Below are 15,273 nucleotides of genomic sequence, written 5' to 3' on the forward strand. Positions count from 1 at the left end.
ATTCTGATTTTGCATGTGTATGTATGGATTCGTGTGATGCATGCAATATTTCAAAACATTTCTATCATCCACCTTATCTCAATAATGGAAATAAGCTTTAATAACATTACGTGATAGGTCTGCGTAAATAAATACCAAAGCATTGCTACCTGTCTAATTACTTCCAAATAAACTTAGCCCTATTTTTGGTTAAAAAATACGTGATTTTTTATTTTTTTAGCTATTTTGTTAATTATTGTAAATAAAAAATAGAATTCATTGATGATCAACATTGAGCAGATGGCTATCATTCTTGATGCTTTACCAGACCCTGCATTTGTCATATCACGTAGTGGAAAATACGTTGCAGTTTTTGGCGGGCGCGATAATCGTTATTACCACGATGGTTCCGGTCTTGTTGGTACCTATATTTCAGATGTGATCAAGCCAGATAAAGCCAACTTTTTTATGCAATTGATCGACCAAGCTCTAGCGTCAGGAAATCTACTCATCGAAGAGTATGAACTGAGCAATAGGGATATAAAAGGTCTGCCCGATTATGGTCCTGAAGAGCCCATTTGGTTTGAGGTGCGCATCCAATCCCTCAGTTTTTCGGTAGATGAAGAAGACGTTGTACTTTGGGTCGCAAGTAATATTTCAGCGCGTCACAACCTGGAAATCAAGCTGAAAGAACTCAGCCATACAGAGCAGTTAACCGGTCTTTTCAACCGAAGAAAATTAGAGCATGACTTAGCATTACATTATGAGTCATACCTACGACATTCTATACAGACCTCGATCTTGATGTTCGATCTTGATAACCTCAAAAAGATCAACGACAGCAAAGGCCATCATGTCGGTGATGAGGCAATCCGAGCAGTCGCAGATATTCTTCGTTTAACGCTGCGCAAGACCGATTGCGCCTGCCGCTTAGGTGGAAATGAGTTTGTGGTCGCCTTGCCCAACACGGGCTGCGATCAGGCCATTCAGTTTGCAAAACGGATTCATGAACATTCCAGAAAAGAATTAAGTCGGTTTTCAATAGATAACGCGCATGTCACCATGAGCATAGGAGTGACAACCATCATGCCTGAAGATTGTACCTACGAAGATACAATTAAGCGTGCTGATCTAGCGCTGTATAAAGCCAAACATGGCGGGAAAAATAGAATTGTCGCGGCCTAAGCGTGCGGCAGAAATAAACCAAATTTCACAGTTTATTTAGCAATTTGATATTCAAACCGTTGTAATTGTTCAAGATGAACTCTATTCCCTTTTCAGCATAAGTTCAGTTTAGATAGGTGTCCGATATGCAGCAAGCCATTGTTGATTTTGCCTTGGATGATGAAAATCATTGGTATGCCATTTTAGCTTGTGGCCATACACAACATGTCCGACATGATCCTCCATGGCAAAACCGTCCTTGGGTTATCACTGAGCAAGGACGGAAAGAAAAGTTAGGGGTAATGTTGGAATGTAAGAAGTGTGATGAAGAGAGTTTCGTATAAGAGATTTTATGTTAAATAAACTAAAAATTAGAAGAAATTTCTTTAAATTTTGTGGCTGAATTTTGAGTATTGGGTACATGGCCAATAATATATTCATTCTTCGCTTGAAAAAAGAAATCAAAGCTCTGACTCATCAGTGAATCTTGGTGGCTTTGCTTTTGATAGATCGGAGCTAGACGGTTGATATAATAATTAATCCATTCTGCTTGATTAGAAAATGCTACATAGTCCTTTAAATCAGTATAAAGGTTCTGTAGATCTGTGGAAATCAATTCGGTGATGGTTTTGCTGCAACTCGTGGTGTGCCACTATTTTCTCCACCTGCTCTACCCATGAAAAAATTTATCAATGGTGTATTAATAGAAACAGCATTCCAAAATCAATTTAATGATCATAGGAATAACGTAAATTGAAGAAAAAAATTGGAATTTTTATCATCCTTATAGGCCTAATTATGGTAATAGCTGCTAATTTTGAAAAGAAATATGAAACTCAGATCAGTATTGACTTAGATGAAGATATAAGGAAAGATAATTTAAAAATAATAATAAATACATATGGTTATTTATTAGATGGTTATGAGCCAAGTAAACATATTGGTCAGACAAATACGTATTTATTTTTATATAAGGATGCTCAGATTCAAGATTATAGAAATACTAAAATCAATAAATATAGTGATTATTATATCTACGCTAAATATGGAAATAAGTATGCAAAAATGAAGTATACAAACTCTTTAGTTATGGGAAATAATGAAACTTCTATAAAAATTTTTATTAAAAAATTTAATGATTTATATTACATTTCTTCAAGTAATATAACACCCAGTATTGAAGCTATTTCAGAAAATTCCTTTAAAGACATAGATGCTTTCAAGAGTAATAAGCATGACATTAAGATGTTAGGCTATCTAGATAAGCCTTAATTATTATGTTTACCTTAAGTCTAATTTATGAATTTTTTTATAAATGTTTAATATTAATTTCCTGTTGGAAAGCCATGAAACATCCATTGTATTCCCCATAAGATTACTAAAATGAGGATCACCCAAACAATAATCTTTAACATATACATTTTGTAAGTTTTCCTAAATTAACATAATACACGTTATACGAAATTCTTTAAATTTTCTATAAGCATCAATACTTTAACTAAAGCCGTTTCAGTAAATAGCGCACTGAGACGGCTTTTTATTGATTCTTCACGTTTAACGCCTACTTTTTAAGCAATATTTCACGTTTTTTGTTAGTTAGATGCAACAATCATCATTTAAAGACGTAAAAAAGGCAGCTTCAGCTGCCTTTTGAAATCCCGAAAAATTAGATGCCGTATTTAACACGGTACGCTTCCATTTTCGCCAAGGCTTCAGTTTCGCCTTTTGCATCTAAGAAAGTCATTAAATCTTTCATAGTGATTAAAGCATGTACAGGAATTTCTAACTCTTTTTGCACTTCTTGAATCGCAGACAAATCGCCCTGACCTTTTTCTTGACGGTCTAGCGCCACCAATACGCCCGCAATTTGTGCACCGGCATTTTTCAGAATAGTTACTACTTCACGAATCGCAGTACCCGCAGTGATCACATCATCAATGATCCAGACTTTTTTACCTTCAACAGACGCACCAACCAATACACCGCCTTCCCCATGGTCTTTCGCTTCTTTACGGTTAAAGCCCCAAGGTACACTCACACCATGGTTCTGTGACAGCGCCACAGCCGTTGCCGCTACAAATGGAATGCCTTTATAAGCTGGGCCAAAGACCACTTCCACATTATCGCATTCTGTTAATTTTGCTGCATAGCCGGAAGCCAGCAATGACAAAGCTTCGCCGTCATTCAGCAAGCCGGCATTAAAAAAATAAGGACTCACACGACCCGATTTTAAAGTAAACTCACCAAATTTAAGCACACCACGTGATAATGCGAGTTCGATAAAAGCTTGTGGATTAAATGCCGCTTGCGCTGTCATGAGGTGCTCCATTTTTTTAAGTTTGAGGTTAAACCTGAGCATGATACCAAAGAGTAGCTATCCAAGTGATCAAAAAATTCTTCGTGTCGTTTCAATTAATGTGAATGGTCTACGTTCGGCAGAAAAGAAAGGCATCTTTGACTGGATTTCCCAATCCGATGCAGACGTCATTTGTATGCAAGAAAGCCGCATTACCCATGAACAATGGACCGATAAATTTAAACCCGAAGGTTGGTTTACACACCTCTTCCCTGCAGAACGCCCAGGCTACGCAGGTACAGCGATTTATAGCCGCATACCCTTTGTTTCGGTGACAGATGGTTTAGGTTTTGAATTGGCAGACACTCAAGGCCGCTTTATTTCTGCTGAGTTCGATTTAGGACTTGGACAAACTGCGCATATTTGCTCGCTCTACCTGCCTTCAGGTTCATCGGGTGATGAAGCTCAGGCGCGCAAAGACCTATTTTTAGGCGAATATCAACAAATTTTGAAGCAATGGCGTGCTGAAAATAAGTCAGTGATTGTTTGCGGTGACTACAACATCGTGCATAAACGTATCGATATTAAAAATTGGTCTGGGAACCAAAAGGCTTCGGGCTGCTTACCGCATGAACGTGCATGGCTCGATCATATTTATGATGAACTTGGCTATGTCGACACCTTCCGTGAGGTTCGCAAAGAAGCTGAGCTTTACTCTTGGTGGTCTAACCGAGGACAAGCACGTGCCAAAAATGTGGGTTGGCGTATCGACTACCATGCATGTTCACCAGACTGGAAAGAACGTACAGTCAATGCTTGGATATTTAAAGATGAATGGTTTAGCGACCACGCCCCTGTGATTATTGATTATAAAATTTAAGCTGCCAACAATTAATTGAGTGAACGATTGTTTACTCAATTAGAGCTTATTTCTCACATTACATGACGAATTTGTGGATTTATCTCATAACTTGAACATAGCATTATGGTCGCACGGCAAAGGGACATGTCAGGATGACATAAAAGGATTGGACGCCGAAGGAAGTATAAAAACAAACTAAATGATTTAGCTTGTTTTCAAGGATGTGACAATGGACGTTGGATTGAGACCCGCATGATCAGGATGATTAAATGCGGGTTTTCTCTTATCTAGTCCCCACATCTATAGACTCAAACATCCCCCAAATAAAACAGCTAAAAATTCGATCTGCACAGCATTTTCTTATTCTCGCTTTCTTTCTAATTTTGACTGTGCAACCTTAAGCTGAATTTTCTTGTTATTGCATCGCTTTCTTTTCTGAGCATCGTTTTGTTCTGTAGGCTATTCTAAAAGACCAAAATGTCGTTTTGATGACAATACCCAATATTTATTACATGCGACTTTTACAGCAAAATATTTATTTCTCAATCCACATCACGATCGAGCTTTGAGCATTGATGAATTAGCCTGTAGGATAATGCTGAATTGTATTTTTTATCTTATTGTTTGAATAATTAAGGACACCTGTTCATGCTTAAAATTTATGGCATCAAAAACTGCAATACCATGAAAAAAGCTTTCGACTTGCTCAACGAATTAGGCCTAAGCTACGAATTTCATGACTATAAAAAACAAGCGATTGATGCTGAAACCGTAAAAAAATGGCTCGATGCCAAAGGCGCTGATGTGATTCTCAACAAAAAAGGCACAACATGGAAAAAACTCAGTGAAGAAGAGCAACAGACAACCTTAGCCAGTGAAGAAAATTTGATTCAGTGCTTAACAGCGCATAGCAGCATGATTAAACGCCCAGTACTGGATACAGGTAGCGACTTATTGGTTGGCTATGATGAAAACGCTTACCGTGCATTGAAATAAATGTTTTCATCACACTCATGCACTGCCCTTGTTCAATTTTGACTGAGCAAGCAGTCATAAAAAAAGCCTGACATCGTCAGGCTTTTTGTTGGAATCACGTCAAATTAGTTGGCGCGGATCCATGTTTGGTTACGACCTAAAGCAGCAACACCAATAAAGCCGCGAAGCTCTAATTTTTTGCCGCCATCAGCCAACTGACCTTTTAATTTGTACGTTTTACCTGATTGAGGATCCAAAATTGAACCGTTCTCATAACTTGTACCACCAACATTTTTAAGACCGGTCACAATACGCAAGCCTTTTAATGATTTGTTGTGATATGGGCCTTCGCATTTTTTACATGCATTCTCTTCACCTGGTGTCAAAACTGACTGAATGCTCGCAGAAAGCGTACCATTTTTTTGCTCAGTGAATTTTACAATCGCTTTTGGCTGCTTGGTTTTATCATCAATGGTTTTCCAAGTTGTACCATTTAGAGGGTCTGCAGCATTTGCAAATGCGGCTAAACTCATCAATCCTAATGCTAGTGCAATTTTTTTCATTTTTGTTTATTTCCCTGGTCTGATATAGACGACATTAGTATCCAAAAGTCACAACAATTTATCAATTTTTGTATGTGACCGTTTAGTGTAACCTTGTAATTTGTGTTGGTAAATATGCTCACACGATTCCAAAAATAGAAAAAGATGGAAAGACAATGAAGATATCACCACTGACGAAACAACTGATTACAGAAAGCATTTTAAAAACCACAATCCGTGGGCCGAGCCAGTTCAATTTACCGCCCAATACTTTACGTTTTGCTTTGGAACAAATGTGTCGTGCATTTCCCCAAAACCCGGATGTACAAATTCGTCCAATTCGCTTAGCCGGCTTAAAAGCCGAAGAAATCAAACCTCAACAGGCATCGACCCAACTCATTTTTCATATTCATGGGGGCGCATTTTTCTTGGGTTCGATGAACACACATCGGGCGTTTCTGACTCAAGTTGCTGCGCGCACGCAAATGCAAGTGTTACATTTGGATTATCCTTTATCCCCAGAAGCACAGTTTCCTGAAACACTCGATGCTCTTTTTGATGTGTATGCGGTGTTATTAGATCAAGGGGTTCAAGCCAAAGATATTATTTTGTCAGGCGACTCTTGTGGTGCAAACTTGGCGCTTGCCTTAGCCCTTAAAATTCAACAGGAACAACTTCCACAAGTCAGTGGTTTGGTGTTGATGTCACCGTTTTTAGACTTGACGCTGAGCAGTGAGTCCCTACGCTATAACCGTAAGCATGATGCGCTGTTAAGCATAGAAGCCCTCGAAACCGGCATTGATTATTATGTACCACGCTCGGTCGATCGAGCTGATCCCTTGGTCTCGCCTTTTTTTGCCGAGCTCAAAGGACTGCCTCCGATTCATATTCAAGTGGGTTCTAAAGAAATTTTACTGGATGATGCGCAGCGCTTTAAAGTCAAAGCAGAAGAAGCCGGCCTAGATGTCGAATTTAAGCTGTACACTGGCATGTGGCATAACTTCCAAATGTTTAGCTCTTGGTTTGAAGAAGGACAACGTGCGCTGAGTGATTTAGCTGATTTTGCACACCGACTGGATCAGGACTAATCCGTGAAAACCAATTCCTGAAAACTGATCCCTGAAACTAATCAAAGTCACCATAAAAAAAGGTCAGCAGATGCTGACCTAAGAGGGAAATGTCAATCTATTAAATGGCTTGAATTTGAGCCTGAGCTGTCGCCATTGCTTGTGCTTTCATATCAGGCCCCATATTGACACCTTCGGCACGAATCACATCAATATCGCTGACACCTGTAAAATTAAACACGGCTTTTAATAAACCTTCTTGATAATCTACAGGGCTGTTATCGCCATACACACCGCCACGACTGCTGGCAATATAAACTTTTTTGTCACCTGCCAAGCCCACTGGACCTTGTTCTGTATATTTAAAGGTACGACCTGCAACACTGATACGGTCAATCCATGCTTTCAAAGTTGATGGCAAACCGAAGTTATACATAGCAGCACCAACCACAACCACATCAGCATCTAAATACTGTTGCAACAACTGCTCGCCTAAAGCCGATTGTTCTGCATTTTGACCCATCAAAATTTCACTGCTGAGATGTGGAATCTGCTGTACAGCTAAATCGAGATGTTGAACCTGTGCCGCATCACCATGTTTTTGCTGTAGCTGTTGTACAATTTCAGCGCTGAGTTGACGTGAAACTGAAGCGTCGCCCATGATGCTTGAATCAATATGCAGAATTTTCATGACTAAAACCTAAAGCTGTTGTTATTAACTTGAGCCTAGTGTAATCACTTTTCATAAATAGAATAATCCCGATCCTTATGACACTATGTTTTATTTTTAGAACAATCATTTTGAACTCGCAAAAAATTTAAAATTACTGAGCGGTTCTTGACCGTTATCAAGTGTAAATTTTCATGCTAATGTAAGCCTATAAAATGATATCTATATAAACTTTAAGAAAAAAACTGATAACTCGAACAGGGCAATGACACAGGATGACGGTGAAATCAAGCATACGTGACATGATCCTCCGCAATAGAATCGCCCAGTATTTACTGGAAGATGAAGTGGTGATGAATTGGAGTATCCTGAAAAAGTGTATGCTCATGCTGATGCTTGGCTCAGCCATTCATCTGCTTTGGATCATTTGGAAATTTTATGTTTATGTCACGCCAGAACTTTGGCAGTGGGTTAACCTTGATCTCATCCACTCTCAATTGTGGACCAATATCGTCTTTTTTTGCTTAATGGTCCTCCTGATTTGGCCTTGCTATGCTGGAAAAGATAATCCCAAGATTCAGCTAATTTTACCTTATCTTTCGGTCGGCTTATTCGTCATTTCTTTATGTCGTGATGGTTATTTAATTGGCGTTATGAGTCCAGCCACCATGATCTCCTACGTGAGCCTTGTGACCGTTGGATTGGTACTATTTACACGAAAAATCGTCTATAGCATGCTGATCCCAGCCACGATTTTTTTATCTATTTGCATGTATTTAAGCATCCGCGGCATTATCCCCTATGCCCCGATTTTTCAACCTCATGCCTATGGCTATCAAAATAGTTTTTGGCTCTTCTCAATGATCTTTTTCATTGTTCCTATTTTATTAACCTGTTTGGCTTTATTTGAAATCTTACTCAGCCAATGGCGTCATCGAGAGCATCTGATTCAAAAACTTAGTCAAGTCGACCCACTGACCAATTTATTTAATCGACGCAGTATCAATCAATGTTTGGAACAGCTCGATAGTGCTAAAACAGATACATATGCACTGGTCTTATTGGACTTAGACCATTTCAAACGCATCAATGATGAATATGGACACGATAAAGGCGATGAAACCTTGATTCTCGTCAGCCAAGTATTAAACCAACATTTACGCGGTAGTGATGTGGTTGGGCGGTTTGGCGGGGAAGAGTTTATTTTGGTGCTAAAAAATTCTAACTTAGAACAAGCGATATTCATTGCAGAGCGCTGTCGAAAAGCCATTGAGCAGCTTGAAATTTGGGGACATGATGGTCAGTCAATTCATGTGACAGCCAGTTTTGGCATTGCGATTTCTACGCCAGAATTGGTACCGCAACAATTGCTGACCCATGCTGATCAGGCGCTATATGCAGCTAAAGCTGGTGGTCGTAACATGGTGATGGCCTACACTGAACAACAAAGCTTTAGCCATTTGGTTTAAAACTTTTATATAGATCAGACGTGGCGTTGAGCTTTTAACGTGGATACTGTTCCATACGACGGACTGGCTGTTCCTGTTGAGCAGCCGTGATCCATGCCACCACAGAAGGATGCTGCAAAATCTTTTGCATATAACGCTGTGTGTTGTCACTCACAGGTAACTGAAAGGTCTGTAAACGTGTTACCACGGGTGCAAAAAAAGCATCGGCAATAGTAAATTCACCGCATAGAAAGCCATCCACCGCAGCACGACTCGACCAAATCTGTTCGATTCGAGTCACTTCAGCACGCAATTCGGCATGTTCAGACCATAATCTCTGACCATGACGACCATAATCCGCCTGCAGATTCATACTACATAAGCTACGCAATTGCATAAAACTACTGTGCATTTCCGCGCAAATACTACGTGCCCATGCGCGTTGCGCGGGATCTTTAGGCCACAGTGGAAGATCTTGAAACTGCTCTGCCAAATATTCACAAATTGCCAATGAGTCCCAAATCATCACACCGTCATGTTGCAGTAGGGGCACTTTACCATTGGCATGTAGGGCTAACATTTGCTGCTTGAATGCTCCGCCATCTGCTTCTTCAGAAAAAGGAATCAAGATCTCTTGAAAGGATAAATTAAACGCGTGTAACACCAACCACGGTCGCATAGACCACGTCGAATAGTTTTTATTGGCAATATATAATTGCATCATTTTTATTCTCCACGCGATTTAAATTTTTCCAATTGCGCTAGCAATTCTTCCTCACTAAAAGCACCCGTCAAACGCAGTCCACGTATCTCTTGATGCGCTGTATCTAAAAATAAATAGGTCGGTGGCCCTAAAATATCCCATTGATTAAGCAGTACTTGATGGGTTGCATCATACTGACTCAAATCTAACTTAATTAAGTAATACGGTGCCAAAGCCTGTTGTACCGCAGCCGATTTTAAAACTTTATGTTCAATCGGCTGACAGGCCACACACCAATCAGCATAGACATCAATAATCGCGGATTGACCTTGAGGAATTTCACTTAACAAACGTTGAAACTCTTCCGCTGTATGTGCCACATGCCAAGCACTTTGTTGTTGATTTTCTTCGACTAAAAAACGTTGGCTGTGTTGATATTGACTGTACACAATATAAGGTATGGTTGCGCAGAACACCAAGATATACAACCATTTGAGCTGAGTACTGCGCCATAAAATGCGCCAAAGCACATAAGCGCTAAACACCAGACCCAGAGCAAGGGATAACCACTGTAACCAAGCTTCACTGATCAATGGTCGAATAAAATACAAAGCCAATGCCAACATAATGAAAGCAAAGAGCACCTTGATTTGATTCATCCACAAACCCGCTTTAGGCAATACCCGTGAGCCAAGGACACTGGCCAACAATAGCGGGGTCCCCATGCCAAAGCCGAGGGTGAATAACAATAACGCACCTTGCCACTGACTTTGGGTTTGGGAAATAAATAATAATGCGCCTGCCAACGGTGCTGTCATACAAGGACCGACCAGTAATGCTGAAATCATCCCCATGACCCCAGCGCCAACGAGACTACCGCCCTTTTGCATCGACTGAGCTTGGTCTAAGCGATTGACCCAACTGCGTGGCAATTTCAGTTCAAATAAACCAAATAAATTCAGGGCAAAAACCACAAAGAGTACGCTAAAGGCAATTAAGGTCGAGGGTTGTTGCAACCAACGCTGGAAATTCAAACCTGCAGACGACGCCACCAAGCCGAGAATGGCATACACCATCGCCATATTGGTGACAAAAGTCAGTGCAATCATCCATGCTTTTAAACCTCGGCTGTCGCGGACAATCAGTGAGGTTAAAATCGGCAGCATCGGCAATGAACATGGCGTAAAAGCCAACAAAAAACCCAAGCCAAAAAACAGCAAAAGGCCATAAAATATTGAGCTTTGTGCTAATTTTTCAGACCACATTTGGTCACTTGCGGTATAGCGATCAGAAGCCAGTGCAGCATTATCTGCCCGCTGCTGATCTAAACGATTCGCCGTAGGCTGTTCGGCAGTATTTTCTGCTGCAAAATCGAGTAAGCGTTTATTTGGACTGGCAAGATTTTGCTGTGTGACCAAGCCAGAAGCATCCGTTTCAAAGCTGATGCTCTGTGGTGGATAACACACCCGATCCTTGGCACAGCCTTGCCAACTGACTTGATAGGTCTGCAGTTTTTGAGTCGGAATTTTAAAACTCAACTGTTGGTAATACACCTGCGTATGACCATAGTTATCGTCTTTTAAATCCTCAGCAGCAGGCAAATCCAAAGCTAAAACTTGATTGCCCTGCTTCACCTCTATTTTGTGCTGATACAGATAATAATGCGCTGGAATATCCCAACTCAGCTCCGCCTGATCTGCACGATCAGAGACCACTGAGAAAGGAAAAGCATCTTCAGCTGAAAGTAATGCATCCTGAGCAGAGACGCCCATACTGAACGACAGCACAGCCGCTGCCGCAACATAAGTCCATTGTTTCATTCAGCTGAATTCATCCTCAGTCTGTATTTTTACGTTTTAAAATTTAGGTTTTTTTAGAACAGGTAAGATACGCCCAAACCTGACTGATAATTTTTATGACCGCCAGTGAGTTCTAGACCGACACTCGCATCCAACTGCATACGATCCGAAACGGCATACGTTAGACCGGAAGCCAAAGACACTTCCTGATCCGTACTCTCTGCTTTGCGATAAACCAGCTCAGAAAAACCCGATAAATTACCCGCAATTTGATATTCCATTCCCGGAATGGCACTCACAGCCCAATCACCATCTTGAACTTCATAACGCATGGTCATTGAAGTCCCAATTGTATCGCTATAATCATAAGCCACAGCGGAAGTCAGACTATAAATATCGTCCTCAGCACTAAAACCTTCATTGCCTGTTGCAATAATCGCTTCAGCAAGAATAGCCATCGACAATTTCTCATCATTCAAATCAATGGCTTTTTTCAGACCAATGCTGACATCACCCAAACCATCGTCTTCAACTGAGCGACCCGCAACTTTGGTTTTAGACCATGCCGGACCTTGCCAACCCAATTGCAATTCCAAATCTTTTGCCAAACCAGTACGGAACAACATGTCTGCATTTAAAGTGGTGTTTTTTACTTTTTCACCATTTTCATCACGACTTTCACTATAGCTCGCTGCTGGCAAACTTTGTTCCCATGCCAAACGACCAACAGGGGTAATGCCTGTACCCATACCCGCACCCGGACGGTCAAATGAAAAATCCGCCGCAAATGCAGACAGGCTCAAACTGGATAATGTTGCAATGCTTAAAACTTTAAATACAGTCATGTTTTTACTCACAATTATGCTAATTCTTTGCTCATTTTTGCGCCATGGCTACGCAAAAGCTCCAAGGTTTGTTTTTCTTCTTCCAATGCTTCCGACCAATTTACCGCGTCAAAATCACAGTCAAAAAATAATTCACTAATCGACGATAAAATGGTTAAACCATCGCTATCAATCATATTTGGATTCACTTTTTCATCCAATAAGCGCTGTACCGCAGGGACACATGCTGCACTCGCAGCATCCCATAATGGACCATAAATTTCTTCAGCATCCCATAAATGCACATTGGCTTTGGCTTGAATCAGCGCTTCCAAGATTTGCATATGTACATCTAAATGTTGTGTTTTCTGTTCTGCTGTTAAAGGTTGGCCTGCTTCATACGCTTCGCAAACCATTTCCCACCATTTAAACAAACCATCAGACCATACAGAAACCGCAGGTCCTTTCTCAAAGTCGATAAAATTTGGATTAAGACCATCTGCCAACAGGCGTTGCACCTGTGCAAGATCTTGTTCTTCTAACGCTTGCACAAAAAGCTGTTGTTGCGCTGTTAACATCTGGAAAGCTCACTTCAATTTATTTTGATCTATTATGCCGAATAAAGCTGCGTTTGTTTGAATTTCATGTAAAACAAAATACAAAACACACAAAAAAAGCCCCGCAGGGCTTTTTTTAAATTTTGAGACTTATTCGTCGTCTACGCTGTCATCCGCTTCAGCAAAAGCAGGTTGCGTACTGCGTGGGTTCTCTTTCTTTTCGAACACATGTTCAAGACTACGTTTAAGTCGATCAATTGCACCGTGAATAGCCGTATCTACATTATGACCACGATGGTTGACCACGACAGGCTTCAAACCTGCTGGACGCGCTTCAATCATACATTTGATGTCGTCGCTGCCGCCCTTGTCCCCATTTTCATCACTTAAATGCACCGAAAAGTGGGTAATGCGTTCACTATGGCGCTGAAATTCTTCATTAAGTTCTGCACGAACGTATGTAATTAGTCGATCACTGTTTATAATGTTTTTATCTGTACGGATTTCAATGTTCATAATATCATCCTCTATCTATCTGTATTAGCTATAAAAATTTGTGCAAAACTTATTATCTTGGCACGTTACATTTGCTGTAAATGTTACAGCAATGACCATCTTCAACTTTGTATGGAACATCGTCCTCCACATTGAATGATGAACACTTTAGAGTCTGCAGATCCGTGTCCTTATACTTCGAATATCGGTCTTAAGTTAGAATTTTGCAAGTGCTATTTTGATATTTTTTTAATATCCATAAAAAAAGTAAGACTTTATTGTAGATTTGCATTGTTTTAATTGATTTGGGTCATATTTTTGTGCATTTCCTCGACGCCCACCTTCTATTTGCACAATTCCATTCAAACTCAAAATCTCGCTTTTACCGTCATCGATCATGCACAGCGTATTTCCCCTTCAAATTACAAAACAATTTTGCCGTTGAGTAAAATTTGGCTTTATTTTTGCTTAATAATCTGTATGCTTTCAGTGCTTCTCGGGGGAGATATTTTTTAATGAAACTTACACAAATCGTTGCATCATGTGCATTAGCATCTGCTGCTGCTTTCACTCAAGCTTCACCTATCGTATGGCAAGATTTCAGCTTAACTGGCCTATATGGTGAAAATTATGTTGTGCCTTTTGATGGTGACAACAATGAACAGAAAACGATCACAGCTGAATATGCCGCTAAACTGAAATATTCAGATGTATTCTTCTTCGTTGACCAAGCTTGGGACAAAGATGATGAAGCATCAACTTACCTTGAGCTTGCACCGCGCCTTAGCTTAGGCGAAGTTTCTGGTAAAGACCTTTCTATGGGGCCGATCAAAGACGTTCTGATTGCAACGACTTGGGAACATAATGCCGGCTACGACAAAAATTCTGAGTTTAATAACTTCTTGTATGGTATTGGCTTTGCTTTAGACATTCCATATACACAGTATGCAAACATCAACTTCTATAAAGCCGATAATGATTCTAAATCAGCCGGTACTAAAGATGATTATCAAATGACGATCACTTATGCTGTGCCATTTAAAATTGGCTCTGAAGATTTTCTAGTAGATGCTTTCCTTGACTGGTCAACAGCTGAAAAAGGGGCGCAAGCTAGTGAATTAAACTGGACAAGCCAATATAAATGGAATATAGGTAAGCATATCTCTCCTAAGACTAAGCTCTACGTAGGTGTTGAACACTCGGTTTGGAACAACAAATATGGCCTGAAAGGTCAGGACCAAAACGATGTCAGCGCTTTGGTGAAATACCACTTCTAAGTTCGACTCAGAACGCGATGAAGAAAAAAGCAAGGTTCATCACCTTGCTTTTTTTATGCCTAAGTTTTTAAATTGACTTTATTTTTATCAGAAATTTGCGCATGTCTTTTCTCATTCGACCTGCAACTCCACAAGACTTAGCGGCCATTCTCGCAATCTATAATCATGAAGTTCTCAACGGCTTTGCGACATGGAATGATCAAGCTTACACTCTTGACTCTTTTCAACAGAAATTGCTGGATTTCCAAAAGCAAAATTTTCCTTTTGTGGTGATTGAAGATCAGGATCAACAGCAAATCGCCGGTTATGCTGACTATGGTTCTTTCCGCCATTTTGCTGGCTATCGACATACTGTTGAGCATTCTGTCTATATTGACCCAAACTATGCTCGACAGGGTCTTGGTCAGCAATTATTAGAGCACCTAATTCAGCATGCCAAAAGCCAAAATATGCATGTCATGATTGCAGGCATTGATCACGGCAATAGCGCCTCGATTGCCCTGCACAAAAAATTAGGCTTTAAGCAAACAGGTTATATGCCTGAAGTGGGACAAAAGTTTGGTGAATGGCGTGATCTGGTCCTGATGCAACTTCAGTTATAGCCCGTATTGAGCT

Annotated in this window: 17 protein-coding genes and 1 pseudogene; 9 read left to right on the forward strand and 9 right to left on the reverse strand. The window is 40.3% G+C overall.

The genetic code is table 11. From position 1 onward, the window contains the following. Positions 1–261: 261 nt before the first annotated feature. Both FTV37_RS03350 and FTV37_RS03355 read left to right on the forward strand, forming a co-directional pair. Positions 262–1,164 carry a sensor domain-containing diguanylate cyclase gene (locus FTV37_RS03350; RefSeq protein ID WP_180063032.1) on the forward strand — a complete coding sequence of 301 codons (903 nt, stop codon included), beginning with the start codon at positions 262–264 and terminating at the stop codon, positions 1,162–1,164. 125 nt (positions 1,165–1,289) lie between these two features. Then, the gene (locus tag FTV37_RS03355; protein WP_180024624.1) at positions 1,290–1,487 is read left to right on the forward strand and encodes a DUF3565 domain-containing protein; all 198 of its coding nucleotides are present in this window, start codon (positions 1,290–1,292) and stop codon (positions 1,485–1,487) included. Positions 1,488–1,507: 20 nt separating this feature from the next. Here FTV37_RS03355 and FTV37_RS17815 read toward each other — a convergent pair. Further along, positions 1,508–1,762: pseudogene (locus FTV37_RS17815) on the reverse strand (hypothetical protein); the annotation flags it as partial. Between the two features lie 134 nt (positions 1,763–1,896). Between FTV37_RS17815 and FTV37_RS03360 the strand changes: the two are divergent. Next, a complete protein-coding gene (locus tag FTV37_RS03360; protein WP_257224199.1) occupies positions 1,897–2,415 on the forward strand; it encodes a hypothetical protein in 519 nt (172 codons plus the stop codon). 394 nt (positions 2,416–2,809) lie between these two features. On the opposite strand, the gene pyrE is transcribed toward FTV37_RS03360, so the two are convergent. Continuing rightward, positions 2,810–3,460 carry an orotate phosphoribosyltransferase gene (gene pyrE, locus FTV37_RS03365; protein ID WP_078193224.1) on the reverse strand — a complete coding sequence of 217 codons (651 nt, stop codon included), beginning with the start codon at positions 3,458–3,460 and terminating at the stop codon, positions 2,810–2,812. Between the two features lie 40 nt (positions 3,461–3,500). Here pyrE and FTV37_RS03370 point away from each other — a divergent pair, with 40 nt between their 5' ends. Both FTV37_RS03370 and FTV37_RS03375 read left to right on the forward strand, forming a co-directional pair. After that, positions 3,501–4,319 carry an exodeoxyribonuclease III gene (locus FTV37_RS03370; RefSeq protein WP_180063033.1) on the forward strand — a complete coding sequence of 273 codons (819 nt, stop codon included), beginning with the start codon at positions 3,501–3,503 and terminating at the stop codon, positions 4,317–4,319. A 630-nt stretch (positions 4,320–4,949) separates the two neighbouring features. Next, complete coding sequence (locus FTV37_RS03375; RefSeq protein WP_180063034.1) at positions 4,950–5,297, forward strand: Spx/MgsR family RNA polymerase-binding regulatory protein; 348 nt, start codon at positions 4,950–4,952, stop codon at positions 5,295–5,297. Between the two features lie 104 nt (positions 5,298–5,401). Here the strand turns inward: FTV37_RS03375 and FTV37_RS03380 are convergent, their stop codons facing one another. Further along, entirely contained in the window at positions 5,402–5,839 is a 438-nt protein-coding gene (locus FTV37_RS03380) for a DUF2147 domain-containing protein (protein WP_180024632.1), read from the reverse strand. Between the two features lie 155 nt (positions 5,840–5,994). On the opposite strand from FTV37_RS03380, the gene FTV37_RS03385 reads away from it, so the two are divergent. Continuing rightward, positions 5,995–6,906, forward strand: coding sequence for an alpha/beta hydrolase (locus tag FTV37_RS03385; protein ID WP_180049723.1), 912 nt, complete (start codon positions 5,995–5,997; stop codon positions 6,904–6,906). Between the two features lie 100 nt (positions 6,907–7,006). On the opposite strand, the gene FTV37_RS03390 is transcribed toward FTV37_RS03385, so the two are convergent. Further along, positions 7,007–7,576, reverse strand: coding sequence for an FMN-dependent NADH-azoreductase (locus FTV37_RS03390; protein WP_078190588.1), 570 nt, complete (start codon positions 7,574–7,576; stop codon positions 7,007–7,009). Positions 7,577–7,857: 281 nt separating this feature from the next. Here FTV37_RS03390 and FTV37_RS03395 point away from each other — a divergent pair, with 281 nt between their 5' ends. Beyond that, positions 7,858–9,024 carry a GGDEF domain-containing protein gene (locus FTV37_RS03395; RefSeq protein WP_228145159.1) on the forward strand — a complete coding sequence of 389 codons (1,167 nt, stop codon included), beginning with the start codon at positions 7,858–7,860 and terminating at the stop codon, positions 9,022–9,024. A 34-nt stretch (positions 9,025–9,058) separates the two neighbouring features. Here FTV37_RS03395 and FTV37_RS03400 read toward each other — a convergent pair whose 3' ends face one another. The 5 genes from FTV37_RS03400 to FTV37_RS03420 form a co-directional block, all read right to left on the reverse strand. After that, positions 9,059–9,727: a glutathione S-transferase family protein gene (locus FTV37_RS03400; RefSeq protein WP_180063035.1), complete on the reverse strand. Its 669-nt coding sequence runs from the start codon at positions 9,725–9,727 to the stop codon at positions 9,059–9,061. A gap of 2 nt (positions 9,728–9,729) precedes the next feature. Beyond that, entirely contained in the window at positions 9,730–11,526 is a 1,797-nt protein-coding gene (gene dsbD, locus FTV37_RS03405; RefSeq protein ID WP_180063036.1) for a protein-disulfide reductase DsbD, read from the reverse strand. A 53-nt stretch (positions 11,527–11,579) separates the two neighbouring features. Further along, positions 11,580–12,350, reverse strand: a complete 771-nt coding sequence (locus FTV37_RS03410) for a transporter (RefSeq protein ID WP_180022329.1) — start codon at positions 12,348–12,350, stop codon at positions 11,580–11,582. Between the two features lie 14 nt (positions 12,351–12,364). After that, positions 12,365–12,907, reverse strand: a complete 543-nt coding sequence (locus FTV37_RS03415) for an ankyrin repeat domain-containing protein (RefSeq protein ID WP_111885128.1) — start codon at positions 12,905–12,907, stop codon at positions 12,365–12,367. Between the two features lie 129 nt (positions 12,908–13,036). Then, a complete protein-coding gene (locus FTV37_RS03420; RefSeq protein WP_078190593.1) occupies positions 13,037–13,402 on the reverse strand; it encodes an HPF/RaiA family ribosome-associated protein in 366 nt (121 codons plus the stop codon). Positions 13,403–13,896: 494 nt separating this feature from the next. On the opposite strand from FTV37_RS03420, the gene FTV37_RS03425 reads away from it, so the two are divergent. Continuing rightward, complete coding sequence (locus tag FTV37_RS03425; RefSeq protein ID WP_168379688.1) at positions 13,897–14,658, forward strand: outer membrane protein OmpK; 762 nt, start codon at positions 13,897–13,899, stop codon at positions 14,656–14,658. A 101-nt stretch (positions 14,659–14,759) separates the two neighbouring features. Beyond that, positions 14,760–15,260, forward strand: a complete 501-nt coding sequence (locus FTV37_RS03430) for a GNAT family N-acetyltransferase (RefSeq protein ID WP_180022328.1) — start codon at positions 14,760–14,762, stop codon at positions 15,258–15,260. The last annotated feature ends 13 nt before the right edge of the window (positions 15,261–15,273 follow it).

The organism is Acinetobacter sp. YH16042 (assembly GCF_013417245.1).
Taxonomy (GTDB): Bacteria; Pseudomonadota; Gammaproteobacteria; order Pseudomonadales; family Moraxellaceae; genus Acinetobacter; species Acinetobacter amyesii.

Coding starts and splice junctions, on each gene's coding strand:
- FTV37_RS03350 (WP_180063032.1), top strand. CDS start 262: ATGATCAACATTGAGCAGATGGCTATCATTCTTGATGCTTTACCAGAC.
- FTV37_RS03355 (WP_180024624.1), top strand. CDS start 1,290: ATGCAGCAAGCCATTGTTGATTTTGCCTTGGATGATGAAAATCATTGG.
- pyrE (WP_078193224.1), bottom strand. CDS start 3,460: ATGACAGCGCAAGCGGCATTTAATCCACAAGCTTTTATCGAACTCGCA.
- FTV37_RS03370 (WP_180063033.1), top strand. CDS start 3,501: ATGATACCAAAGAGTAGCTATCCAAGTGATCAAAAAATTCTTCGTGTC.
- FTV37_RS03375 (WP_180063034.1), top strand. CDS start 4,950: ATGCTTAAAATTTATGGCATCAAAAACTGCAATACCATGAAAAAAGCT.
- FTV37_RS03380 (WP_180024632.1), bottom strand. CDS start 5,839: ATGAAAAAAATTGCACTAGCATTAGGATTGATGAGTTTAGCCGCATTT.
- FTV37_RS03385 (WP_180049723.1), top strand. CDS start 5,995: ATGAAGATATCACCACTGACGAAACAACTGATTACAGAAAGCATTTTA.
- FTV37_RS03390 (WP_078190588.1), bottom strand. CDS start 7,576: ATGAAAATTCTGCATATTGATTCAAGCATCATGGGCGACGCTTCAGTT.
- FTV37_RS03395 (WP_228145159.1), top strand. CDS start 7,858: ATGATCCTCCGCAATAGAATCGCCCAGTATTTACTGGAAGATGAAGTG.
- FTV37_RS03400 (WP_180063035.1), bottom strand. CDS start 9,727: ATGATGCAATTATATATTGCCAATAAAAACTATTCGACGTGGTCTATG.
- dsbD (WP_180063036.1), bottom strand. CDS start 11,526: ATGAAACAATGGACTTATGTTGCGGCAGCGGCTGTGCTGTCGTTCAGT.
- FTV37_RS03410 (WP_180022329.1), bottom strand. CDS start 12,350: ATGACTGTATTTAAAGTTTTAAGCATTGCAACATTATCCAGTTTGAGC.
- FTV37_RS03415 (WP_111885128.1), bottom strand. CDS start 12,907: ATGTTAACAGCGCAACAACAGCTTTTTGTGCAAGCGTTAGAAGAACAA.
- FTV37_RS03420 (WP_078190593.1), bottom strand. CDS start 13,402: ATGAACATTGAAATCCGTACAGATAAAAACATTATAAACAGTGATCGA.
- FTV37_RS03425 (WP_168379688.1), top strand. CDS start 13,897: ATGAAACTTACACAAATCGTTGCATCATGTGCATTAGCATCTGCTGCT.
- FTV37_RS03430 (WP_180022328.1), top strand. CDS start 14,760: ATGTCTTTTCTCATTCGACCTGCAACTCCACAAGACTTAGCGGCCATT.